15 protein-coding genes and 4 pseudogenes are annotated in these 23344 nt (G+C 68.2%); 8 read left to right on the top strand and 11 right to left on the bottom strand.

Annotation, left to right across the window (positions count from 1 at the left end; translation table 11 throughout):
* Positions 1-118: 118 nt before the first annotated feature.
* From kduD to ACHMW8_RS17025, 4 genes and pseudogenes are all read right to left on the bottom strand, one after another.
* The gene (gene kduD, locus ACHMW8_RS17040) at positions 119-889 is read right to left on the bottom strand and encodes a 2-dehydro-3-deoxy-D-gluconate 5-dehydrogenase KduD (protein ID WP_125157942.1); all 771 of its coding nucleotides are present in this window, start codon (positions 887-889) and stop codon (positions 119-121) included.
* A 153-nt stretch (positions 890-1042) separates the two neighbouring features.
* Positions 1043-1885 (bottom strand): 5-dehydro-4-deoxy-D-glucuronate isomerase, encoded by an 843-nt coding sequence (kduI, locus tag ACHMW8_RS17035; RefSeq protein WP_395443178.1) that lies wholly within the window; start codon positions 1883-1885, stop codon positions 1043-1045.
* Positions 1886-1909: 24 nt separating this feature from the next.
* Positions 1910-3373: a glucuronate isomerase gene (uxaC, locus tag ACHMW8_RS17030; RefSeq protein WP_125157940.1), complete on the bottom strand. Its 1464-nt coding sequence runs from the start codon at positions 3371-3373 to the stop codon at positions 1910-1912.
* Positions 3374-3496: 123 nt separating this feature from the next.
* A pseudogene (locus tag ACHMW8_RS17025) lies at positions 3497-4580 on the bottom strand (LacI family DNA-binding transcriptional regulator).
* Positions 4581-4740: 160 nt separating this feature from the next.
* Between ACHMW8_RS17025 and ACHMW8_RS17020 the strand changes: the two are divergent.
* Together ACHMW8_RS17020 and ACHMW8_RS17015 are read left to right on the top strand one after the other, a co-directional pair.
* Entirely contained in the window at positions 4741-6249 is a 1509-nt protein-coding gene (locus tag ACHMW8_RS17020) for a UxaA family hydrolase (protein WP_125157938.1), read from the top strand.
* Between the two features lie 82 nt (positions 6250-6331).
* Complete coding sequence (locus ACHMW8_RS17015; protein ID WP_395443177.1) at positions 6332-7780, top strand: mannitol dehydrogenase family protein; 1449 nt, start codon at positions 6332-6334, stop codon at positions 7778-7780.
* Between the two features lies 1 nt (position 7781).
* Here the strand turns inward: ACHMW8_RS17015 and ACHMW8_RS17010 are convergent, their stop codons facing one another.
* The 3 genes from ACHMW8_RS17010 to ACHMW8_RS17000 form a co-directional block, all read right to left on the bottom strand.
* Entirely contained in the window at positions 7782-8342 is a 561-nt protein-coding gene (locus tag ACHMW8_RS17010) for a sugar transferase (RefSeq protein ID WP_395443176.1), read from the bottom strand.
* Between the two features lie 6 nt (positions 8343-8348).
* Positions 8349-11030 carry a polar localization protein TipN gene (locus ACHMW8_RS17005; protein WP_395443175.1) on the bottom strand — a complete coding sequence of 894 codons (2682 nt, stop codon included), beginning with the start codon at positions 11028-11030 and terminating at the stop codon, positions 8349-8351.
* 156 nt (positions 11031-11186) lie between these two features.
* Positions 11187-11393 carry a hypothetical protein gene (locus tag ACHMW8_RS17000; RefSeq protein WP_125157934.1) on the bottom strand — a complete coding sequence of 69 codons (207 nt, stop codon included), beginning with the start codon at positions 11391-11393 and terminating at the stop codon, positions 11187-11189.
* Between the two features lie 228 nt (positions 11394-11621).
* On the opposite strand from ACHMW8_RS17000, the gene cysD reads away from it, so the two are divergent.
* Positions 11622-12587: a sulfate adenylyltransferase subunit CysD gene (gene cysD / locus ACHMW8_RS16995; protein ID WP_395443174.1), complete on the top strand. Its 966-nt coding sequence runs from the start codon at positions 11622-11624 to the stop codon at positions 12585-12587.
* Positions 12587-14494, top strand: coding sequence for a sulfate adenylyltransferase subunit CysN (cysN, locus tag ACHMW8_RS16990; protein ID WP_395443173.1), 1908 nt, complete (start codon positions 12587-12589; stop codon positions 14492-14494). Before cysD ends, cysN begins: the two co-directional genes overlap by 1 nt.
* Here the strand turns inward: cysN and ACHMW8_RS16985 are convergent.
* Together ACHMW8_RS16985 and metG are read right to left on the bottom strand one after the other, a co-directional pair.
* A complete protein-coding gene (locus ACHMW8_RS16985) occupies positions 14482-15681 on the bottom strand; it encodes an MFS transporter (RefSeq protein ID WP_395443172.1) in 1200 nt (399 codons plus the stop codon). The two genes, cysN and ACHMW8_RS16985, sit on opposite strands and share 13 nt — an antisense overlap.
* Positions 15682-15696: 15 nt before the next feature.
* Positions 15697-17408, bottom strand: a pseudogene (gene metG, locus ACHMW8_RS16980) (methionine--tRNA ligase).
* 128 nt (positions 17409-17536) lie between these two features.
* On the opposite strand from metG, the pseudogene ACHMW8_RS16975 reads away from it, so the two are divergent.
* Both ACHMW8_RS16975 and ACHMW8_RS16970 read left to right on the top strand, forming a co-directional pair.
* Positions 17537-17634: pseudogene (locus ACHMW8_RS16975) on the top strand (hypothetical protein); the annotation flags it as partial.
* Between the two features lie 195 nt (positions 17635-17829).
* Positions 17830-17907 (top strand): annotated as a pseudogene (locus ACHMW8_RS16970) (hypothetical protein); the annotation flags it as partial.
* Positions 17908-18128: 221 nt separating this feature from the next.
* Here ACHMW8_RS16970 and ACHMW8_RS16965 read toward each other — a convergent pair.
* Entirely contained in the window at positions 18129-19661 is a 1533-nt protein-coding gene (locus tag ACHMW8_RS16965) for an acyl-CoA carboxylase subunit beta (RefSeq protein WP_395443171.1), read from the bottom strand.
* Between the two features lie 129 nt (positions 19662-19790).
* The gene (locus ACHMW8_RS16960) at positions 19791-20513 is read right to left on the bottom strand and encodes an ATP12 family chaperone protein (RefSeq protein ID WP_395443170.1); all 723 of its coding nucleotides are present in this window, start codon (positions 20511-20513) and stop codon (positions 19791-19793) included.
* A gap of 53 nt (positions 20514-20566) precedes the next feature.
* On the opposite strand from ACHMW8_RS16960, the gene ACHMW8_RS16955 reads away from it, so the two are divergent.
* A complete protein-coding gene (locus ACHMW8_RS16955) occupies positions 20567-22000 on the top strand; it encodes a DUF1800 family protein (RefSeq protein WP_125159638.1) in 1434 nt (477 codons plus the stop codon).
* A complete protein-coding gene (locus ACHMW8_RS16950) occupies positions 21997-23274 on the top strand; it encodes a DUF1501 domain-containing protein (RefSeq protein ID WP_395443169.1) in 1278 nt (425 codons plus the stop codon). The genes ACHMW8_RS16955 and ACHMW8_RS16950 overlap by 4 nt, the downstream gene beginning before the upstream one ends.
* Positions 23275-23344 lie beyond the last annotated feature (70 nt).

Genomic DNA, 23344 nt, shown 5'->3' with positions numbered 1-23344 from the left:
CGCGGGATCGATCCCGGGCGCTGACGTTACGGCGCCCTCTAGCGCGCTTCACCGGGCGGGAAAACCCGCCCGGCACAATGGTTGCGCTACCATGATATTTTTGCGTGGATTTGTTTCGTCAGCGCGCCAGCCAGCCACCATCCACGGGCAAGGTAATGCCCTGGACGTAGTCCGCCGCCGACGAGGCCAGGAACACCGCGGCGCCGCCGATGTCTTCCGGACGGCCCCAGCGCCCTGCCGGGATGCGGGCCAGGATCGCGGCGTTGCGGTCCTGGTCGGCGCGCAAAGCCTCGGTGTTGTTGGTGTCGAAATAGCCCGGGGCGATGGCGTTGACGTTGATCCCCTTGGTCGCCCACTCGTTGGCCAGGATCTTGGTCAGGCCGGCCAGGCCCGACTTGGCTGCGGTATAGGACGGCACGCGGATGCCGCCCTGGAACGAGAGCAGGGAGGCGATATTGATCACCTTCGCGGTCACACCGTTCACAGGCCCCTGCTTCAGGGCCTGCTTGGCGAAGGCCTGGGTCAGGAAGAAGACCACCTTCAGATTGGTGTCCATCACCGCATCCCAGTCGGCTTCCGAGAACTCGATCGAGTCGGCGCGACGGATGATGCCGGCGTTGTTGACCAGGATGTCGATCTTGCCGAACGCTGCCACGGTCTCGTCGACCACGCGCTGGACGGGCTCGGTGGAGCCGAAGTCGGCCTTGATCGACAGGAACTTGCGCCCCAGGGCCTCGACGGCCTTCTGGGTGTCGGTCGGCGCGCTGCGGCCCGCGGCGGCGATGTCCGCGCCAGCGGCGGCCAGGGCGATGGCGATCCCCTGCCCGATCCCGGTGTTGGCGCCGGTGACGAGCGCGACCTTGCCTTCGAGGCTGAACGGATTGGCCATGTCGAGTTCCTGTTCAAAAATCTTGTCATCCCGGAAGCCTCCAAGAGGCTGTCCGGGACCCAGGGGCCGGCGCACTGCCAGTGGCCCCTGGGTCCCGGGTCTACGCTTCGCTCCGCCCGGGATGACAAGCTAAGAGCGGGTGACCTCGCGGTCCTACTTCAGCTGGCAGATGTCCAGCACGTTCATGTCGGTGTAGTCGAGGTTCTCGCCGCCCATCGCCCAGATGAAGGTGTAGTTGGCGGTGCCCGAACCCATGTGGATCGACCACGGCGGGCTCATCACAGCCTCTTCGTTGGCGATCACGATGTGACGCATCTCGTCAGGCTCGCCCATGTAGTGGAAGACCCGGTCGTTCTCGCCCAGGCCGAAGTAGAAATAGGCTTCCGAACGGCGGTCGTGCAGGTGGGGCGGCATGGTGTTCCAGACGCTGCCCGGCTTCAGCACGGTCATGCCCAGCAGCAGCTGGGCCGACTTGCAGGTGGTCGGGACGATGTACTGGTAGATCGTGCGCTCGTTGCTGGTCTCCAGCGCGCCGCGCTCCAGGGCGACGGCGTCGGCGAAGGCCAGCTTCTTGGTCTCGAACGCGGCGTGGGCCGGCAGGCTGACCAGGTAGAAGCGCGCGGCCTCGCCGTTCACGCCTTCGAAGGTCACGTCCTTGGCGCCCATGGTGACATACAGGCCGTCACGCGGAACGATCTCGTAGACGACGCCGTCGACGGTGATCTTGCCGGTGGTCTCGCCGACATTGATCACGCTCAGCTCGCGGCGCTCCAGGAACGGATGGCCAGCGGCCGAGGCAGGCTCGGTCTGGTCGGGCAGCTTGATGGCCGAGGTGGCCACGACGCCGCCGACGACGAAGCGTTCGGCGTGGTTGTAGGTCAGGACGATCTGGCCGTCCTGGAACAGGTCCTGCATCAGGTAGCGGTCGCGCAGGTCGTCGTTGCTGACCGCGAACATCATGTCCGGATGGGTGGCGTGGTAGGTCTTGGCGAACATCGGGAAGTCTCCGGAAGGGTGTTCTTATTCGGCGGCGGCGCGCAGCGTCGCGGGACGGGCCCAGTCGGGGCGCTGATCGAGTTTGTAGGCCTTCTTGGGCAGGTTGTAGGTCAGGTCGACGATCAGCGCCTCGGCCTCGCAGAGGTCCATGCGGTGCTCGGCGACCATGCGGGCCAGGAAGGCGCTGTCGACGCGGCGGGCCACGTCGTGGCGCGCAGGGATCGACAGGAAGGCGCGGGTGTCGTCGTTGAAGCCGACAGTGTTGTAGAAGCCGGCGGTCTCGGTGACCTGCTCGCGGAAACGCATCATGCCTTCCGGGCTGTCGTGGAACCACCAGGACGGACCCAGCTTCAGCACCGGATAGTGACCGGCGAGCGGGGCCAGTTCGCGGCTGTAGGTCGTCTCGTCCAGCGTGAACAGGATGATCGACAGGCGCGGATCATTGCCCAGACGGCCAAGCAGCGGCTTCAGCGCCGAGACATACTCGGTGCGCATCGGGATGTCGGCGCCCTTGTCGCGACCGTGGGAGGCCAAGAGGCTGGCGTTGTGATTGCGATGCGAGCCAGGATGGATCTGCATGACCAGACCGTCGTCCAGGCTCATCTTGGCCATTTCGGTCAGCATCTGGGCGCGGAACAGCTCGGCCTTCTCGGGCGTGACGTCGCCCTTCACCAGGCTTTGGAACAGGGCCTCGGCCTCGGCGTCCGACAGGTCGGCGGTGGCGGCCGTCGGGTGGCCGTGGTCGGACGAGGTGGCTCCGGCTTCGATGAAGGCCTGGCGGCGCAGGCGATGCGCTTCCAGATAGCTCTTCCAGCTGTAGACGTCCTGACCCGAGGTCTCGGCGAAGCGCTCGAAAGCGCGCGGGCTGCGCTCGTCCTCGAAGTCGATGACCGCGTCGGGACGGTAGGCGGTGATGACGTGACCGCCCCACCCGCTCTCACGAATGGCCGCGTGATGCTTCAGGCTCTCGTGCGGACCTTCGGTGGTGGCCAGGGTCTCGATGTTGAAACGGTCAAACAGAGCGCGCGGACGGAAGGCGTCCGTCGCCAGGGCTTCGTTGATGCGATCGAAATAGTCGTCGGCGTTCGAGGTCTCGAGGAACTCGGTGAAGCCGAACACCTTGGAGAACACGTGGTTCAGCCAGATCCACGACGGCGTGCCGCGGAACAGGTGGAAGTTCGACGCAAACAGCTTCCACGCCGCGCGTGGGTCGGTGTCCGGTACGCCGGCCTTGGAACGCACCTTCAGGTCATCCAGGCTGACGCCCTGGCTGTAGAGCATCCGATAGAGATAGTGGTCCGGCGCCAGCAACAGGTCGGTGGCGTCCTGGAAGGGCGCGTTGGTGGCGAACCACGACGGATCGGTGTGACCGTGCGGACTGATGATCGGCAGATCCTTGACCAGCGCGTACAGGCCGCGCGCGTAGGACCGCGTCGTCGCGTCCGACGGGAAGAGCCGATCTTCGTGGAAATTCAGAGGCCTGGGCATGGCTTGGCGTGTGCTCCCTGCTTCACTAAGCGCTTCTTGGCCGGCGGCTTCGCGGATGGCCGCTTAGGCCCGCTTGGTAACCGGTGTCATGATTGGATGCAACCCAACGGCGGTTGCGAATCCTCAGGCCGGGACCGGGCCGGAGGAACTCGCGCACCACCAGGGTCGGTTCGGTCTTGGTCATATCCCGCGGCTCGCGTCGCTCGACGCCGATCAGCTTCTCGGCGGCCATGCGGCCGATCTCGCGAGTCGGCGTACGGATCGTGGTCAGAGGCGGCCAGACCGCCTGGGCGATCTGGAAGTCGTCGAAGCCTACCACGCTCAGGTCGGCGGGCACGGAAAGACCGGCCTTGCGCGCCGACTGCAGGACGCCAGCGGCCATTTCGTCATTGCCGCAGAAGATGGCGGTCGGACGCGGGGTGCGGGCCAAGAGGATGTCGCCACACGCCACGCCGGACTCGAAGGTATAGGCGCCCTGGACGATATCGCCTTCGCCCAGTTTCAGGCCCGCCTCGGCGAGACCGTCCTCGAAGCCCCCTCGCCGCTCGTGCGAGGAACGGAAGGTGTCGGGCCCCGAAATAAAGGCGATGGCCCTGTGGCCCAGGCCCACGATGTGCCGGGCGGCCTCCGCGGCGCCCATGCGGTCGTGACCGACGATCATGTGCTCGGGCTTGTCCAGCTCGACCGAGGCGATGCGGATGTAGGCGCAGCCGATCTCGTTCAGCAGCTTGGCGACGCGCTCGTCCTCGGACACGGACGGCGGCAGCACGACGCCGAAAAGTTTCTGGCGCTCCACGAAGGCCCGGATGTCGGTCAGAAAGGTCGGGCTGGCGCGGTCGCAGGGATGGACGACCAGCTCGAAGCCCGAGCCGCGCATGCCGTCCAGCAGGCCAAGCTGCATGTTCACGACGTACTGCGGGTTGGGGTTGTCGTAGATCATGCCGATCAGGAACGAGCGGCGAAACGCAAGGCCCCGGGCCTGGGGATCGGGCGCGTAGCCCCACTCGGCGATCACCGCCTCGATGCGCTCGCGGGTCTCGTCGCGGACGAAGGGAGACTGGTTGATGACGCGTGAAACGGTCTTCTTGGACACCCCGGCGAGCCTGGCAATGTCGTTGATCGTGGCCCGCTTGCGGCCGCCTTCGACGCCACTCTCCCCCTCCATAGAGGCTTCCGGGGACGAGGAAGGCGTCTTTGAAGAGTTCACGGCGTTTCCAAGCAGCTAAGCAGTGTCTTTTGTCATACTCTAGCCGCGCTGGCGTCGCCAACCTAGGACGAAACGTCTGCTTTTAGGGTGACTGACACCGGTTACCATGTCACTACGCACTGAAATTGACGACACGAAACTCGGCGGCGAAGACCAACCCATGACCGATACGACCTTGGCGCCTCGCGAATCGATTCACCCCGTCGACCCGCGCGACCACGTGGCCACGGCCCTGCGCGACCTCGCGGCCGGCGAGGTGCTGAACCTGCGGGGCCAAGCGATTACCGTCCGCAACGACATCCCCAAGGGCCACAAGATCGCCATTCGCGATGCCAGCGCTGGCGCCGATGTCCTGAAGTACGGCTGGCCGATCGGCCGGGCCACCGTCGACATCGCCGTCGGCGACCATGTCCACATCCACAATGTCGAGACTCGCCTGGAAGGCGTCGAGGGCTACAGCTTCGCCCCGACCGCGCCGGAGCCGCATGTCGAGCCCGCCGCGCGCACCTTCGACGGCTATCGCCGCAAGAACGGCCGGGCCGGCACGCGCAACGAGATCTGGGTGCTGTGCACCGTCGGCTGCGTGGCCAACACCGCCCGCCGTATCGCCGAAAAGGCCAATGCCCGCTTCGCCGGCCGCGTCGACGGAATCTACGCCTTCCCCCACCCGTTCGGCTGCTCGCAGCTGGGCGACGACCTGACCCACACCCGCAGCCTGATCGCGGGCCTGGCCGCCCATCCCAACGCCGGCGGCGTGCTGATCCTGGGCCTGGGCTGCGAGAACAACCAGCTGAAGGCCCTGCTGGAGAGCGCGCCGGATATCGACCGCGAGCGACTGCGCAGCTTCACGACCCAAATGGTCGAGGACGAGCTGGAGGACGGCCTGTCCGCCGTCGAAGCGCTGGTCGAGATCGCCGAACAGGACAAGCGCGAGCCGATCCCGGTCTCGGAGCTGGTCGTGGGCCTCAAGTGCGGCGGTTCGGACGGCTTCTCGGGCGTCACCGCCAACCCGCTGGTCGGCCGCATCGCCGATAAGGTCGCCGACGCGGGCGGCACGCCGGTGCTGACCGAGATCCCGGAGGTGTTCGGGGCCGAGAACGTGCTGCTGCAACGCGCCGCCAGCCGCGAGATCTTCGACCAGGCCGTCGGCGTGATCGACGACTTCAAGCGCTACTTCATCGACAACAAGCAGCCGATCTACGAAAATCCCTCCCCCGGCAACATCGCCGGCGGCATCACCACGCTCGAGGAAAAGTCCCTGGGCGCGGTTCAGAAGGGCGGCCGGGCCCAGTTGGTCGAGGTTCTGCGCTACGGCGAGCGCGTCGGTCCGCACGGCCTGACTCTGTTGGAGGCCCCCGGCAACGACGCGGTCTCGTCGACGGCCCTGACCGCCGCCGGCGCGACGGTCATCCTGTTCACCACCGGCCGCGGCACGCCGCTTGGCTTCCCCGCCCCAACCCTGAAGATCGCCTCCAACTCGGGCCTTGCCCAACGCAAGCCTGGCTGGATCGACTTCGACGCCGGCCAGGTGCTGGAGGGCGTCTCGATGGACGACGCGGCCGACCGGCTGATGGACCTCGTGGTCGACACCGCCTCGGGCAAGGCCACCAAGGCCGAGCTCAACGGCGAGCGCGAGATCGCCATCTGGAAGTCCGGCGTCACGCTTTAGTGGTCAAGCCAATTGCCACAGTTGTCAGACTACCGCATTTAACGCTCCGCTTCTTTTGCTCACCAACTCCAGGCTTGCTCCCGTGACGGCTTCTCCCGCGACCACCCCCGCCCTGCGTCTGAGCGCGACCAGCTATCCCGGCGCGATCCCGGGCACGGCCCTGCCTGCCTATGACCGCGATAAGGTGCAGGTCGGCGTCGTCCACTTCGGTCCCGGCGCCTTCCATCGCGCTCACCAGGCCTTCTATTTCGACCAGTTGCTGGCCAGCGATCCGCGCTGGGGCATCTGCGCGGTTTCGCTGAAGAGCCCCGGCGTCCGCGACGCCCTGCAACCGCAGGACGGCCTCTACACCCTGGCCCAGCTGGACGCCGAAACCACCTTCCGCATCGTCGGTTCGATCGTCGAGGTTCTAGTCGCGCCCGAGGATCCGCCATCGGTCTTCGCCCGCCTCGCCGCGCCGACCACCCGCCTCGTCACCCTGACCGTCACCGAGAAGGGCTACACCCTGTCGGCCGAGGGCGGGCTGGACGAGAAGCATCCGGACATCGTTCACGACCTGGCCAATCCGCGCGAACCGAAGAGCGCCGTCGGCTACATCGTCGAGGGCCTGCGCCGCCGCTTCTCCGCGGGCCTCGCGCCCTACGCCGTCGTCGCCTGCGACAACCTCGCCGACAACGGCTGGCGCCTGAAGGCGGCGGTCGTCGCCTTCGCCGCCAAGATCGACGCCGATCTGGCGGCCTGGATCGAGGCCGAGGGCAGCTTTCCGCGCACCATGGTCGACAGCATCACCCCGGCCACCGACGACGCCCTGCGGGTCCGCGTCCAGGAGGCCACCGGCCTGGAGGACGCCTGGCCGATCCAGCGCGAAGCCTTCACCCAGTGGGTCGTGGAGGACGTGCTGCCGGCCGAGGCGCCGGATCTGGCCAGCGTCGGGGTTATCCTGACCGACGATGTCCGCGGCTTCGAGCGCGCCAAGCTGCGCCTGCTGAACGGCGTCCACTCGACCCTGGCCTATGCCGGCATCCTGCGCGGACACGAGACGGTGTTCGAGGCCGTCAGCGATCCGACGCTGGAAGCCCTGGCCCGCGACCTGATGGCCAAGGACATCATCCCGACCCTGAAGGCGCCGCGCGGCCTGGATCTCGCCGACTACGCCGAGGCGATCCTGGCCCGCTTCCGCAATCCCGAGATCCGCCACTACCTGGCGCAGATCGCCTGGGACGGTTCGGCTAAGCTCCCCTTCCGTATCCTCGGCACCTTGACGGAAACCCTGGAGGCTGGCCGCTTGATCGAGCGCCTGGCGATCCCGCTGGCGGCCTGGATGCGCTTCATCGCCCTGCGCGCCAAGACCGGCGAGGCGATCACCGACCCGCTGGCCGACAAGCTGACCGAGATCGGCGTGGCCGTCACCGGTGACGCCAAGACCGACGTGGCGGCCTTCATGACCCTGGACACGGTGTTCCCGGCGGCTCTGGCCTCGAACCCGACCTTCATCGCGGCGATCGAGAAGGCCTATACGGACCTCGCCTGACCTAGCGGGTCACGCCCTTGGCGGTCAGCACCGGCACGACGGTGCTGACCATGATCTCCAGGTCGAACAAGAATGAGCGCCGGGCCAGGTACTCGGCGTCCAGCGCGACCTTGTCGGGAATGGCCAGTTCGTCGCGACCGTTGATCTGCGCCCAACCGGTGACCCCGGGCCGCAGGATGTCGACGCCAGCGGCCCGGCGGGCGGCGATCAGGTCGTCCTGATTGAACAGCGCCGGGCGGGGTCCGACCAGGCTCATGTGGCCGACAAGCACGCTCCACAGCTGCGGCAGCTCGTCCAGGCTGAGCTTGCGCATCACGGGCCCCAGCGGCGTCAGCCAGCGGTCGGGATCCTCCAGCAGGTGCGTGGCGACCTCGGGGGTGTCGATCCGCATGGTCCGGAACTTGGGCATCGGAAACAGCGTCGAACCCTTGCCCACCCGCTGCGACCAATAGAGCCCCGGCCCCGGCGAGGTCAGGCGCACCAGCAGCCACAGCAGGGCGAGCGGCAGGGCCAGCACGATCAGGCCGATCGCCGCCGCCAGGAAATCGAACGCGCGCTTCACGAGATCCTAGCCGAGATCGCCGCTCGCCGCGTCGAGCAGGAGATAGGCTCGCCCCGCGTCCGATGACAGCAGGGCCGCCAACAGGAAGCCCTCGCGGTCCTGGCCCGCCGCCTCGTCGATCATGCCGGAGTAGCGCTTCAGGAAACGCTCGGTATTGGCCTTCAGCGTCGCGTCGGAGAACAGGCGGCGCACCAGGCGGCGGATGGCGGCCGGCGCCAGGCGCTTGACCACCTCGCGGGCCCCGACGTCGTCGCGGGTCTGCAGGGCGGCGGCGATCTCGTCTATCCGGCCGCGCGGCAGAAGGGCGTGCGGGTCGATGCCCATGGCCGTGATCTCGGCGGCCAGCTTCTCGCCCAGGCCGGCGTCGCCCGGCGAGCTGTTCTCGATGCCCGCCAGCAGGTTGCGCCAGCTCCAGCCCCCCTCGCCGTCCGGGTCGGACGCCGGCTGGGGCGGCGTCTGCTTGCGGGCCGAGGCCTGCTCGAACACCGAGCGGAACTCCTGGTCGGTCGCCGTCGGCGTCAGGCGCAGACGGCGGCGGTCGGTCGGCGGCTCCTCGTCCTCGTCGTCGAATACGGCCATCGGCAGCGGTTCGGGCTGCACCGGCGGGGGCGGCGGAGCGGCCGGACGCGACCGGCTCAGCGGCGCCTGCGCCGAGGTCGAGCGGGCGGCCACGGTCGAGGCGCTGGATGCGGTGACGGCCCCGGCCGCCTCGCTCAGCATCTCGTAGTTGCGGCGGACGCGCTCCTGGAAGGCCTGGTCGATCGCGGCCGTTTCCTCGGCGGTGCGCCGGACGGCGTTCATCAGTTGCTCGACGCCCTGCTCGATGGACACCCGGACCTCGGCGGCCTTCTGCAGCGCCTCGGCCGGCAGGTCGGCGGTGCGCTTGCCGATCTCGGCCAGCATCGCCTCCAGTTCGTCCAGCGTGCCGCGCGCGGCCTGAACCGAGTCGGCCAGCTTCTGCGAGGTGCGGGCCCCGGCCTGCTCGACCATCTGGGCCGAGTGCTCGATGATGTCGCGCGCCTCTTCCATGCGGAACTCGAACACCGCGTCGGCCTTCTGACCTGCGGCGAAGGCGATCTCGTTCAGCTGGTCGACACGGCTGCGGGCGGCTTCGACCCGGGCCTCGACGCCCTCGGCCGCCTTCAGCGCCGACTCGGCCATGGCTTCCATCGCCGCCTTCAACTCGTCTTCCAGCAAGGTGCGCTGGTTCTCGGCGACGTCGCCGATCGTCTCGAGCGTCTTCTTGGCGTCCTCGGCCAGAGCCTCGCGCTGGGTGGTCGCGCCCTCGGCCATTTCGCGGAACTGGTCGGCGGCCGCGCTGATCAGGCCGCGCAGGATCTCCGCGCCCATCGCGGCGGTGTCCGAGAGCTCGGTGGCGCCGACGCGGGTATAGGCGACGAACTCGGTGAGCTGGGCGGTGCGGGTCTCGGCCTCGGCCGCGAAGTCCTCCTGCTCAGAGCGCAGGGCCTGGCTGATCTCGACCAGGGCGGCGCGCTGAGCGGCCAGGCTCTTTTCGACGGACGAGACCTGATCGCCGACGCCGTGGCCGGCGGTTTCCAGGCGGGCGATCTGGCGCGACAGGTCCTCGGCCCCGACACGGGCGGCGTCCGAGGCTTCGGCCGCTGCGGCGGCCAGATCGGCGGCGCGGGCGGCGAGAGCCGCCTCGGCCTCGCGGAGCTGGGTCTCAGCCAGGTCGGAAGCCTCGGCCACCATGCGGGCCTGGCTGCCGATCGCGTCAACCACCGCCGTGGAGCGAGCGTCCAGCGACTGCGACAGGGTCTCCATGGCGGTGCGCTCATGGCTCAGGCCCTGGGCCAGCTGGCTGGCCATCTTGGCGGACTCTGCGGCGGCCTCCGCCAGACGCCCGGTCTCCTCGGCCAGCGCCTGACGCAGCGAGACGATGTGCTCGCGCGCCCGCTGGGCGGCGTTGGCGGCGTCATCGACGCCCTGGCGCATGGCCTCGACGGCGCTGGACGCGCCGACCGCGGCCAGGGCGGCCGGGGTGACGATGCGGTCGGTCAGGGTCCGGGTGCGGCGCAGTTCGTCGGCGATGCCAGTGGCCTGGCGCAGCAGATAGGCGCCCAGCAAGGTCAGCAGAGCCGGACCGAGGGCCAGGCCCGCGAACACCGTCAGGGCGAAACCCTCCACCTTGAAGGCCGGCACGCCACGGGCATAGCCCAGGGCGAAGGCGATCGGCGCCAGGGCCCACAGGAAGGCGATGGCGGTGGCCAGGGTCCAGAACAGAACGCCGGACATGCGGCGCGGAACGTCCTCGGTCCGTAGCGGGACAGTCGTTTCGGGTCCGCGCAGGTCCAGGGTAGGCTCGCGGCTCTCGGCCTTGGCCGGGGCGGCGCGTTCGGGCTCCACGGCTGGCGCCGGCGGCTGAGCGGTCGCGGTCAGCGAGGTGGCCAGTTTCAGCTCGGGTTCGGAGAAGCTCTCGACCGGCTCGGGATCGGGTTCCCGACGTCGGCGCGAGCGCACGGTCATCGGCGGCGGAACAGCCAGGTCATCGTTCAGGGTGTCCTGCAGGCTCAAGGGTTCGGCGGTCGGAACGTCGCCTTTCGGCTCGGCGAAGGACGTCGTCCCAGGAACCTCCGGAGGGAGTTCAGGCGTGGTCTTGGTTTCCTCGGGAGGGGCATCCGTCGGCGTAGCGGAGAAATCGAGCGGTTGGCGCTTCTTAGGCTTCATACACAGCCAGGGTCCCAAGGCGTCGGCGAGGGGCGCAAGAGACAACCTTCGCGCGCCGGACCCCTCCTTCGCGTGTCACATGAACCTAACGGCGAAAAGCCTTGGCGAAAAGCGACTTCCGTTGTGTTCGCGGGTCTCGACGCCTTGCGCGGTCGTTCAAGCGTCGCGCGCCGTCGCCTCGACCGTTCCAGAAGACGCATTCACCGCGATCGGCGCGCCACGCGGAGAGCGGGCGACCGTCTTGGCCGAGGCGCTCTTGGCGTGCGGGCAAACGGCGTGCTCGACGCTCACCCCGAACTGGCAGAGCGCGAACGAAGACAGCCAGACGACCGCAACAGCCAGCATTTCCGTCAGAAAGCCCATAGCCCGTCCCTGGACCGATACCGGCGTTATGCTAGCGTTCTTGGACGGAGGCGAGTGAACTTTTGGTCATGAAGGTCGGCGCCGACCGGCCTTGGGCCCCATGTCCGCTGACAGCGCCCCCAGAATTCCGGCGGTTGTCCGCAGCCTCGCCCGGGCATAGGTCGCAAGGTGACGCAGCGCGCTCCTCGACAGACGCGCTGAGACGTTTTTCCTTTGCGGACCCTCGCCTTGGCCCTTACCCAATTCGCACCCGCCGCGTACCCGCCGGACTCCGCAATGACCGAAATCTCGCCGGCGCGCCTGACCCACCTCCAGCGCCTGGAGGCCGAGAGCATCCACATCCTGCGCGAGGTGGCGGCCGAGTGCGAACGGCCGGTCATGCTGTACTCGATCGGCAAGGACAGCGCGGTGATGCTGCACCTGGCCGCCAAGGCCTTCTATCCCAGCAAGCCGCCGTTCCCGCTGCTGCACGTGGATACGACCTGGAAGTTCCGGGACATGTATGCTCTGCGCGACAAGGTGGCGTCCGAGCTGGGCTTTGACCTGATCGTCCACAAGAACCCCGACGCCGAGGCGCGCGGCGTCAATCCGTTCGACCATGGCAGCGCCCTGCACACGGATCTTTGGAAGACCGAGGGCCTCAAGCAGGCGCTTTCCAAGTACGGCTTCGACGCGGCTTTCGGCGGCGCTCGTCGCGACGAGGAGAAGAGCCGGGCCAAGGAACGGGTCTTCTCGTTCCGCACCGCCGAGCACCGGTGGGACCCGAAGAACCAGCGCCCCGAGCTTTGGAACCTCTACAACACCCGCAAACACCCGGGTGAAAGCCTGCGCGTCTTCCCGATCTCCAATTGGACCGAGCTGGACGTCTGGCAGTACATCCACCTAGAGAACATCCCGATCGTGCCGCTGTACTTCGCGGCCGAACGGCCGGTGGTCGAGCGCGACGGGGCCCTGATCATGGTCGACGACGACCGCTTCCGCCTGCGGGACGGCGAAGTCCCCCAGATGAAGAGCGTCCGCTTCCGCACCCTGGGCTGCTACCCGCTGACCGGCGCGGTCGAGAGCACCGCCGCCACCCTGCCCCAGGTCATCCAGGAGATGCTGCTGACCACGACCAGCGAGCGCCAGGGCCGGGTCATCGACCACGACCAGTCCGCCTCGATGGAGAAGAAGAAGCAGGAGGGCTACTTCTGATGGCGCACCAGTCCGCCCTGATCGCCGAGGACATCGACGCCTATCTGCACCAGCATCAGCACAAGTCGCTGCTGCGCTTCATCACCTGTGGCAGCGTCGACGACGGCAAGTCCACCCTGATCGGTCGCCTGCTGTACGACAGCAAGATGATCTTCGAGGACCAGCTTGCCGCTCTCGAAGCGGATTCCAAGAAGGTCGGCACCCAGGGCGGGGCGATCGACTTCGCCCTGCTGGTCGACGGCCTGGCCGCCGAGCGCGAGCAAGGCATCACCATCGACGTCGCCTACCGCTTCTTCTCGACCGAGAAGCGCAAGTTCATCGTCGCCGACACCCCCGGCCACGAGCAATATACCCGCAACATGGTCACCGGCGCCTCGACCGCCGACGCGGCCGTGATCCTGATCGACGCACGCAAGGGCGTGCTGACCCAGACGCGCCGCCACAGCTATCTCGTGTCCTTGCTCGGCATCCGCCACGTGGTGCTGGCGGTGAACAAGATGGACCTGGTCGGCTGGAACCCGGCCGTCTTCGACCGCATCGTCGCCGACTATCGCGCCTTCGCCGAGCAGATCGGCCTGTCGGTCTTCACGCCCATCCCGATCTCGGGCCTGGGCGGCGACAACATCGCCTCCGCCAGCGAACATACGCCCTGGTTCAAGGGGCCGATCCTGATGGACTGGCTTGAAGGCGTCGAGGTCGAGGACGATCTCCAGGCCAAGCCGTTCCGCATGCCGGTGCAGTGGGTCAACCGCCCGAACCTCGACTTCCGGGGCTTCTCGGGCCTGATCGCCTCGGGCGGCATCAAGCCGGGCGACCGCATCCGCGCCCTGCCCTCCGGTCGCGAGAGCCGGGTGGCGCGGATCGTCACCCTGCCTGGCGATCTCGACAAGGCCGTCGCCGGCCAGTCGGTGACCCTGACGCTGGAAGACGAGATCGACATCTCGCGCGGCGACGTCATCGCCGCCGCCGACGCGCCCGCCCCGGTCGCCAACCAGTTCGAGGCCACCGTCGTCTGGATGGACGATGAGCCCCTGCCCCCGGGCCGCACCTATCTGCTGAAGCTGGGGGCGAGGACGGTCGGCGCCAGCGTCACCGACATCAAGCACCGCGTGAACGTCAACACGCTGGAGCATACGGCCGCCAAGCGCCTGGAGCTGAACGAGATCGGCCTCGTGAACCTCTCGCTCGACCAGGCCATCCCGTTCGAGGCCTATGCCGACAACCGCCAGATGGGCGGCTTCATCCTGATCGACCGGCTGTCCAACCGCACCGTCGGCGCGGGGATGATCAACTTCGCCCTGCGGCGCGCCGACAACATCCATTGGCAGCACACCGACGTCACCAAGGCCTCGCGAGCGGCGCTGAAGAGCCAGCGCGGCCAGGTCGTCTGGCTGACGGGCCTGTCGGGCGCCGGCAAGTCGACGATCGCCAACCTCGTCGAGAAGCGTCTGCACGCCCTGGGTCGTCACACCTATCTGCTGGACGGCGACAATGTCCGCCACGGCCTCAACAAGGACCTCGGCTTCACCGAGGAGGACCGCGTCGAGAACATCCGCCGGGTGGCCGAGGTCGCCAAGCTGATGGTCGACGCCGGTCTGATCGTGCTGACCGCGTTCATCTCGCCGTTCCGGGCCGAGCGCCAGCTGGCGCGCGACATCCTGGAGCCGGGCGAGTTCATCGAGGTCTTCGTCGACACGCCCCTGGCCGTGGCCGAGGCGCGGGACGTGAAGGGCCTCTACAAGAAGGCCCGCTCGGGTCAGTTGAAGAACTTCACCGGCGTCGACAGTCCGTATGAGGCTCCGGAAGCGCCTGAACTGCGGATCGACACCACCGCGATCGATCCCGTGGAAGCGGCGGAACGGATCGTGGCCTGGCTGGAAGGCCAGGAGATCGACTACACGATCTGATGTCTCGAGCGGCGCGATAGCCATAGCGCGCCGCCCAGACCCAGCAGCGCCATGAACGCGGTGGCGAGATAGCCATAGGGCCCCAGGTGGTCGAACAGCGGGCCCGAAGCCAAGGTCGCGATCCCCAAGGTGAAGCCGGACGACAGCGCCGAGTTGATCGCCTGGGCTGGCGACGCCGCCGACGCCGGGGCCAGTTTCTCGATCAGGCGCAGCGAGGCCAGGAACGAGGCGGCGAAGGTCAAGGCGTGCAGCATCTGCAGTGGGAACAAAGCCCATAGCGGCGGCTCGAAGGCATAGAGCGTCCACCGCAGCACGGCGGCGGACGCGCCCAGGATCAGGAACCGTTCCGGGCCCCAGCGGCGACGCAGCGGCTCCAGGAACCACATGAAGCCGACCTCGGCCGCGACCCCCACGCCCCACAGCACGCCGATCATCGGCTCGGAGATCCCCTGCTTGCGCCAGAGGATGGCCGAGAAGCCGTAATAGAACGCGTGCGCCCCCTGGATCAGGCCGGCCGTAACCACCGCCAGCACGAAGGTGCGGTTGCGCAGCAGCTCGGAGAGGCCTTTCCAGCGTTCGGATCGGTCGGGCTTGGCGCCTTCGGCGTGCACGCGTTCGGGCGGAACCAGCAGGGTGGCGGCCAGGGCCGCGATGAAGCAGGCCGAGGTGATCCAGATGGCGATGATGGTCGGCGCGGCGAAGGTCAGGATCGACCCCATGGCCAGGTTCGCCGCGATGAAGGCGCTGGAGCCCGTGCCGCGCGGGATCCCGTAGTTGAAACCCTCGGTCCGCGCCCGGCGCAGGGTGATGATGTCGATCAGCGGCGAGACGGTCGACAGGAGGGTCTGACCGACGAACCAGGCCAGGATGAACCACCACAGGTTCGGAGCGGCCAGCAGGCCCGCATAACCCAGCCCCGCCCCGGCCAGCAGCAGCACCATCGGCGTGCGCCGCAGGGTGAAGCCGTCGGCCCACACGGCAAGCGAGGCGCCGGTGAAGGGCTTGAGCAGCAGCGGCACGGCCAGGATCAGCCCGATCTCGCCGCCGCTCATGCCGCGCGAGCGCAGATAGGTGCCGATATACGGCAGGCTGACGCCGGAGCTCAGAAAGATCGCGGCGTAGAACAGGCAGAGGCGGACGAGCGTCGGGAGCCTTGGCGCCTCCGTCTTGTCCGCCCCTCCGGTCATTCCACGAAGCTCGCCCTATTCCGCGCCGCCGAAGCGGGCTGTCCATTCGGCGATCTGCTCGTCCTCGATCTTCTTGAACAGCACGGCCGGCACGGTCACCGCCTGACCGACGGGCAGCTTGTCGAGCTCGGCCTTGGCGTCGTTCGAGGGCCATGCGGCCGGGTAGTCCAGCCCGAAGGCGTTGCCGATCGTCTCGGCGGCGAACGGGATGAACGGGGCCGAGAGCTTGGCGTAGAGGGCCACCAGGTTCAGGGCCGTGCGAACGATGACGGCGGCGCGGTCGCGATCGGTCTTGATCGCGGTCCACGGCGCGGCCTCCTGCAGGTACTCGTTGCCGACCACCCACAAGGCCCGCAACGCCTGGGCGCTCTTGCGGATCTCGATGGCGTCCATCTGTTCGGAAAGGTCCGCCAGGCGCGCCGAGACGTCGGCGAACAGCTTCTCTTCCAACGGCCCCGGCTCGCCGCCCGCCGGCACCACGCCCTCGAACTTGCTCTCGTTGAACTTCAGGATGCGGTTGACGAAGTTGCCCAGCACGTCGGCCAGGTCGCGGTTCACAGCGCTGGCGAACTGCTCCCAGGTGAAGGCCGTGTCGCTGCTCTCCGGCGAATTGGCCGTCAGGTACCAGCGCCACAGGTCGGGCGGCAGGATCTCCAGGGCCGCGTCCATGAAAACGCCGCGCTTGTTGGAGGTCGAGAACTTGCCGCCGTACCAGTTCAGCCAATTGAAGGCCTTGAGCATGTCGACGCTCTTCCACGGCTCTTCGGAGCCCAGAATGGTCGCCGGGAAGCTGACCGTGTGGAACGCGACATTGTCCTTGCCCATGAACTGGACGTAGCGGACATCCTCGGCGCCCTCATCGGTGCGCCACCAGCGCTTCCAGTCACGGTCGGGCGCGCCCTCGGCCCACTCTTGCGTGGCGGCGATGTACTCGATGGGGGCGTCGAACCAGACGTAGAAGACCTTGTCCTCGAAGCCCGGGCGCGGGATCCCGTCCTTGGCCACCGGGATGCCCCAGGCCAGGTCGCGGGTGATGCCGCGGTCGATCAGCCCCTCGTCCAGGTGCTTGTAGGCGATCGAGCGGGCCAGCGGCGGCCAGTCGGCGTGGCTGTCGACCCAGGCGCGGATCTTGTCGGCCATCTTAGTCTGCAGCAGGTAGAGGTGGCGGGTGTCGCGCACCTCGATGTTCCGCGAGCCGGAGATCACCGAGTACGGATTGATCAGGTCGGTGGGGTCCAGCAGGTTGCCGCAGTTGTCGCACTGGTCGCCGCGCGCCTTCTCGAACCCGCAGTGCGGGCACGTCCCCTCCACATAGCGGTCGGGCAGGAAGCGCTTGTCGTCGACCGAATAGACCATCTGGTCGACGCGTTCCTCGATCAGGCCGTGGTCTTCCAGCGCCTGGCAGAAGTGCTGGGTCAGGCGATGGTTCTGCGGCGAGGACGAGCGGCCGAAATGATCCCACGACAGGCCGAAGGCGCGGCCCACATCGTGCTGCAGCACGCGTGCTGCTCGGCGCAGTAGGTGGCCACGTCCTGGCCGGCCGCGGTGGCCGCCAGCTCGGCCGGCGTGCCGTGTTCGTCGGTGGCGCAGATGTAGAGGGTCTCGTGGCCGCGGGCCCGCTGGAAGCGCGCATAGACGTCGGCCGGCAGCATCGACCCCGCCAGATTCCCCAGGTGCTTGATGCCGTTGATGTACGGCAGGGCCGAGGTGATCAGGATGCGAGCCATGCGGGCGCGGCCTTTCGGGCAAATCGACGAAGCAAAGAAGCGTCCGCATATAGAAGGCTCGGGCCAGAAGGGAAAGGTTTGCGGACAGCCCACACCTCCGCCGCTTCACGCGATCGCTCGCTGAAGGCGTGGAAAGGGATGCGGAGCGCCGGACAGCGTCCGGAAGAACTGGATAAATACCGTTTCGACGAAGCCCGACGCTCCGCGCGATCGTTATCCGGAAGCGTGACGCCGTGATGCTGTTCGCACCCCAACGCCCTTGAAGCCTCCGACGGGCGGGTCAGGCCGCGTAGCCCGATCCCGGATGCGGCTGTTTCCAGCCGCCTGTCGCCTCTTCGGCCCGACATCCCACGTCGTTTCTGTGTTCCAGGGCCGACCGCCGCCAGAGGGATGCAGTTGCGGAGTTTCCCCCGCGCCGAAGAGCGCGCCCGCTCGACCGCCCCCCGCCGCCGCAAATGGTCGCTGGCCATGCGCCCTTTCCTCGCGACGAGGTGGGTAGAGAATACGGCAGGTTTCGGAGCCGGGGACGCAAGGGCGTGAATGCTCATCGAACACCCTTCTCCCCTTGCGGATGAAGGCGGTAGGGTCAGGGGGCGCACAAACTTAACCGCTTGATCCGTAACGCTAATCCAGGCCCAGCAATCCGTCCTCCGGCGCTGCGCGCCGCCTTCTCCCGCATGGGGACAAGGTTTTTATCCCCGTCCCCGTCGATGCGTTCGCCTACAGCGGGATGTTGTCGTGTTTCTTCCAGGGGTTCGCCAGTTCCTTGCCCTTGAGGCTCTTGAGCCCCCGCACGATGCGGCGACGGGTGCCGTGTGGCATGATGACGTCGTCGATGTAGCCGCGGCTGGCGGCGACGAACGGGTTGGCGAAGCGGTCCTTGTACTCGGCCTCGCGGGCGGCGAGCGCCTCGGGGTCCTTGGCCTCCTGGCGGAAGATGATCTCCACCGCCCCCTTGGCGCCCATCACCGCGATCTCGGCGGTCGGCCAGGCGTAGTTGAGGTCGCCGCGCAGGTGCTTGGAGCTCATCACGTCATAGGCCCCGCCATAGGCCTTGCGGGTGATGACGGTGATCTTCGGGACCGTGGCCTCGGCATAGGCGAAGAGCAGCTTGGCGCCATGCTTGATCAGGCCGCCGTACTCCTGCTTGGTCCCCGGCATGAAGCCCGGCACGTCGACCAGGGTGATGATCGGGATGTTGAAGGCGTCGCAGAACCGCACGAAGCGCGCGGCCTTGCGGCTGGAGTCGATGTCCAGCACCCCGGCCAGGACCTGCGGCTGGTTGGCCACCACGCCGACGGTCTCGCCGTCCATGCGGGCGAAGCCGACGACGATGTTCTTGGCCCATTCGCTGGAGATCTCGAAGAAGTCGGCCTCGTCGACGATCTTCAGGATCAGCTCCTTGATGTCGTAGGGCTTGGTCGGATCGGCCGGGACCAGGGTGTCGAGGCTGGCCTCCTCGCGATAGGGCTCGTCGAAGCTCTCGCGCTCGGGGGCGGGTTCGCGGTTGGACGAGGGCAGGAAGTCGACCAGGCGGCGCACCTGGGTCAGGGCTTCAAGATCGTTCTCGAACGCGCCCTCGGCCACGCCCGACTTGGCGGCGTGGACCCGGGCCCCGCCCAGTTCCTCGGCGGTGACCACCTCGTTGGTGACGGTCTTGACCACGTCGGGCCCGGTCACGAACATGTAGCTGGTGTCCTTGACCATGAAGATGAAGTCGGTGATCGCGGGCGAATAGACGTCGCCGCCGGCGCAGGGGCCCATGATCACGCTGATCTGCGGGATGACGCCGCTGGCCAGGGTGTTCTCCAGGAAGATGTCGGCATAGCCGGCCAGGCTGTCGACGCCCTCCTGAATGCGGGCCCCGCCGGCGTCGAACAGGCCGATGATCGGCGCGCCGACCTTCATGGCCTGGCGCTGGACCTTGACGATCTTGGCCGCGTGGGCGCCCGACAGGCTGCCGCCGAACACCGTGAAGTCCTTGGAGAAGACGTAGACGACCTTGCCGTTGATCGTGCCCCAGCCGGTGACCACCCCGTCGCCGGGGATCTTCTGGTCGGCCATGCCGAAGTCGGCGCTGCGGTGCTCGACGAACATGTCGAACTCCTCGAACGAGCCCTCGTCCAGCAAGAGGTCGATCCGCTCGCGCGCCGTCAACTTGCCCTTGGCGTGCTGAGCGGCCACCCGCGCCTCCCCGCCGCCAGCCCTGGCCTGCTCGCGACGACGGTCGAGTTCCTCGAGAATGTGCTGCAACGCGCTAGCTCCCCTGCCCGGATCTTCATGCTGGTGGTTCGCCCACCTTAGAAAGCCAGCCCTAGCGGGGCCAGGGGGTGCAGGCAAGACGGACCTGGCGGCGCCGCGGAGTGCGGAAGGTCCCGCCCCCTAACGGAGCGCGGCGAACCAGCGGTCGATCATTTCGGCCTCGACCGCCAGGAACGCCACGCGGGCGGTCGCTTCGGCGTCCTCTCCCCACTGCTCGGCCTGGAACGTCTCCTCGAGGCGCGACAGATCCAGGGCCTTGCGGCCGGTCAGCCGGCCGGCGCGAACGGCCAGGGCCAGCACGGTCGAGCCGTAGAGACCGGCGGCGAAGGCCACCCCCGCCAGGCTGAAATCATCCAGGGTCAGGGCCAGGGCCTCGACAGCCGCCAGGGTGGCCGGCGGCTGCGGCTGATGGATGATCCCGCCGACGGGCGTGAACACCAGGCCATGCTCGGCCTTGGCCCAGTCCAGGACCGCGCCCCACTCGCGCGCCTGGCGCTCGACCAGCGGCGTCGGGTGCTCGGCGCGATAGCAGAGGTGGTCAGACGCGGCGTAGGCGGTGATCTCCCCGGACACCTCGGCGCGGGTCTCGGCGATGCGGTCGATGGCCGTGAAGGCCAGGCGCGTGGCCGGCATCAGACTGTTGTCGATATACTCGACCTGGGCCTCCCACTCGGCGGCGATCAGATCGGCCAGGGCTTGGGTGGGCAGGATCAGCGGCTTCCTGGCCGGCGACCTGGGCGTGCGGCCATCGAGCTGAACGGCGAAGCCTCCCTCGACCGGCGCCGCGGCGGCCGCCTTGTAGAAGCGCTTGGGTTTCAGCAGCAGCTCGGACTTGTCGGACACGGCGAGAACTCTTTTCCAGGCCGCGCGACGGAACGGCCACTGACCCGCGTTGAATGAGCAAGATCGCGTGTCAGCGCAAGGGAGAGCGCCGCTTGAGCCTACCGTCCAAGGACATGATGGCCGCCATCGCCGTCACCCGCTTCGGCCTGGGCGCCCGCCCCGGCGAGATCGACGCCGCCAAGGCCGATCCGCAAGGCTTCCTGATCGCCCAGATCCGCCGCGACGGCGCCGACGCCCCGCAGGACGGCGGCGAGACCTCGGCCCAGCGCTTCGAGCAGATGCGCGACTACCAGCAGCAGCAGAAGGCCGCTCGGCAGAAAAAGGACGGCGAGGCCAGCGACGACGCGGCCCTGCAAGCCGCAAAGGCCGCTCAGCTCGCCTTGCGGGACAAGGTCAATGCCGACTTCCTGGCCCGCGCGCGCCTGGCGACCAATACGCCGGCGGGCTTCCGCGAGCGCTGGGCGCTGTTCTGGGCCAACCACTTCACGGTCTCGGCCACCAAGCAGATCACCTCGGTGCTGATCGGCCCGTTCGAGCGCGAGGCGATCCGCCCCCACGTGTTCGACAGCTTCGAGACCCTGCTCGTCGCCTCGTCGACCCACCCGGCCATGTTGACCTATCTGGACCAGGCCCAGTCGATTGGTCCCAACAGCCAGATCGGCCTCCGCAGGCGCGGCGCCAGGGCCGGACTGAACGAGAACCTGGCCCGCGAGATCATGGAACTGCACACGGTCGGGGTCGACGCCGGCTACACGCAGAGCGACGTCACCGAGTTCGCGCGGGCCCTGACCGGCTTCTCGGTCGGCCGCGACAACGAGGATCGCCAGGGCCAGTTCGTGTTCCGCGACGCCGCCCACGAGCCGGGCGCTCGCACGATCATGGGTCGCCGATACGCCCAGGGCGACATCCAGCAAGGCATGGCGGTTCTGAAGACCCTGGCCGCCGACAAGCGCACCGCCCGCCACGTCTGCGGCAAGCTCGCCCGCCACTTCGTCTCCGACACGCCCCCGCCCGCCCTCACCGCGCGGCTGGAGAAGCGCTGGATGGACACCGGCGGCGATCTCGCCCAGGTCGCCAAAGCCCTGGTCGAAAGCCCCGAGGCCTGGGATCCGACGCCCGCCAAGTTCAAGACGCCCTACGAATATACCCTGTCGACCTGGCGCCTGATCGGGGCCGAGCCGTCGGCGATCGAACGCCTGGCGCCGATCCTCACGGGCCTTGGCCAGAAGCCCTTCTCGCCCCCCTCCCCCAAGGGCTGGGCCGAGGACGCCCAGACCTGGGCCTCCCCCGATGGCCTCATCAAGCGGATGCAGTGGGCCCAGGGCTTCGCCGCCGTGGTCGCCGACCGCACCGATCCCAACGCCCTGGCCGTCTCGGCCTTGGGCGCGCGCCTGACGCCCCCTGTCGCCAAGGCCGTGTCGCGGGCCGAGACCCGCAAGGAAGCCTTCGCCCTTCTCGTGATGAGCCCGGAGTTCCAACGCCGATGACCGCTCAAATCAACCGCCGCTCGCTGCTGGGCCTGGGCGCCAGCCTCGGGATCACCGTCAAATTCCTGGGCTCCCAGGCCTTCGCCGCCACGGAAGGCGATCTCGCCAGGAAGAAGCTTGTCGTCGTCATCTGCCGGGGCGGCATGGACGGCCTGTCCGTCTCGCCGCCGGTCGGCGATGCGAACTACGCCAACCTGCGCGGCTCGATCGCCCTGAAGCCCGACCAGGTGCTGAAGCTGGACGACACCTTCGGCCTGCACCCCGAGCTGAAAGCCGTTCACGCCCTGGCGCTGAAGGGCGAGGCCCGCATCGCGCCCGCCATCGCCAGCCCCGACCGCGCCCGTTCCCACTTCGAGGCCCAGGACGTGCTGGAGACCGGCGCGGCCCATGTCTACGGGACCGAGACCGGCTGGCTGAACCGCACGCTGGAGGCTCTCGCTCCCGTCCGCAAGGTCGAGGGTCTGTCGGTCGGAACCACCGCCCCGTTGATCCTGCGCGGCAAGATCCAGGCGGCCAGCTGGTCGCCGGGCAAGGGCGTCGACGAGACCGCCCGCCTGCCGACCCTGCTGCAGGACCTCTATCGCAACGACCCGATGCTGGGTCCGGCCTTCGCGCGCGGACTGGAGACCGAGACCATGGCCCAGACGGCCATGACCGCCCTCTCGGCCACGCCGGCCATGAACATCGCGGCGGCCTCGACGCCGACAAAGCCAGGCGCCGCGCGGATGTCGCCCACCATGGCCAACGACCGCCAGAACCGCGCCGGCGGCGAGGCGGCGCGCAAACTGGGCTCGACCCTGGGCGGCTTCATGATCCAGGCCGGCGGTCCCCAGATCGCGGCTATCTCGCTAGACGGTTTCGACACCCACGCCGGCCAGCCGGGCCAGATCGCCACCCGGCTGTCCTATATGGACGCGGTGCTGGACGGCCTGCATGCCGGGCTCGGCGCCGAGTGGAAGAACACGGTGGTCATCGCCGTCACCGAATTCGGCAGAACGGCCCGCGTCAACGGCACCGGCGGCACCGACCACGGCACGGCCTCGACGGGCCTCGTCCTGGGCGGGGCGCTGAAGAAAGGGGGCGGCGTCATCGGCGACTGGCCGGGACTGGCCGACAACGCCCTGTTCGAGAACCGCGACACCGCCCCGACGCTCGACATGCGCGGCCTGTTCAAGGGCGTGCTGGCCGATCACATCGGCGTCGACCGCGCCATCCTGGAGCGCAAGGTGTTTCCCGACAGCGCGGCGGCGAAGCCGGTCACGGGTCTGGTGTAGCTCGACGACGCCTGCTCGCTAGCCTCTTGACCCGGCCCCTGGGGCCGGTCCCATGGATAGGACGGTCAGC

Source organism: Caulobacter sp. UC70_42, assembly GCF_044056025.1.
In the GTDB taxonomy this organism is placed as follows: Bacteria; Pseudomonadota; Alphaproteobacteria; order Caulobacterales; family Caulobacteraceae; genus Caulobacter.
The sequence above is the reverse complement of the archived record's forward strand: the minus strand, read 5'-3'. Positions and strand labels throughout refer to the sequence as shown.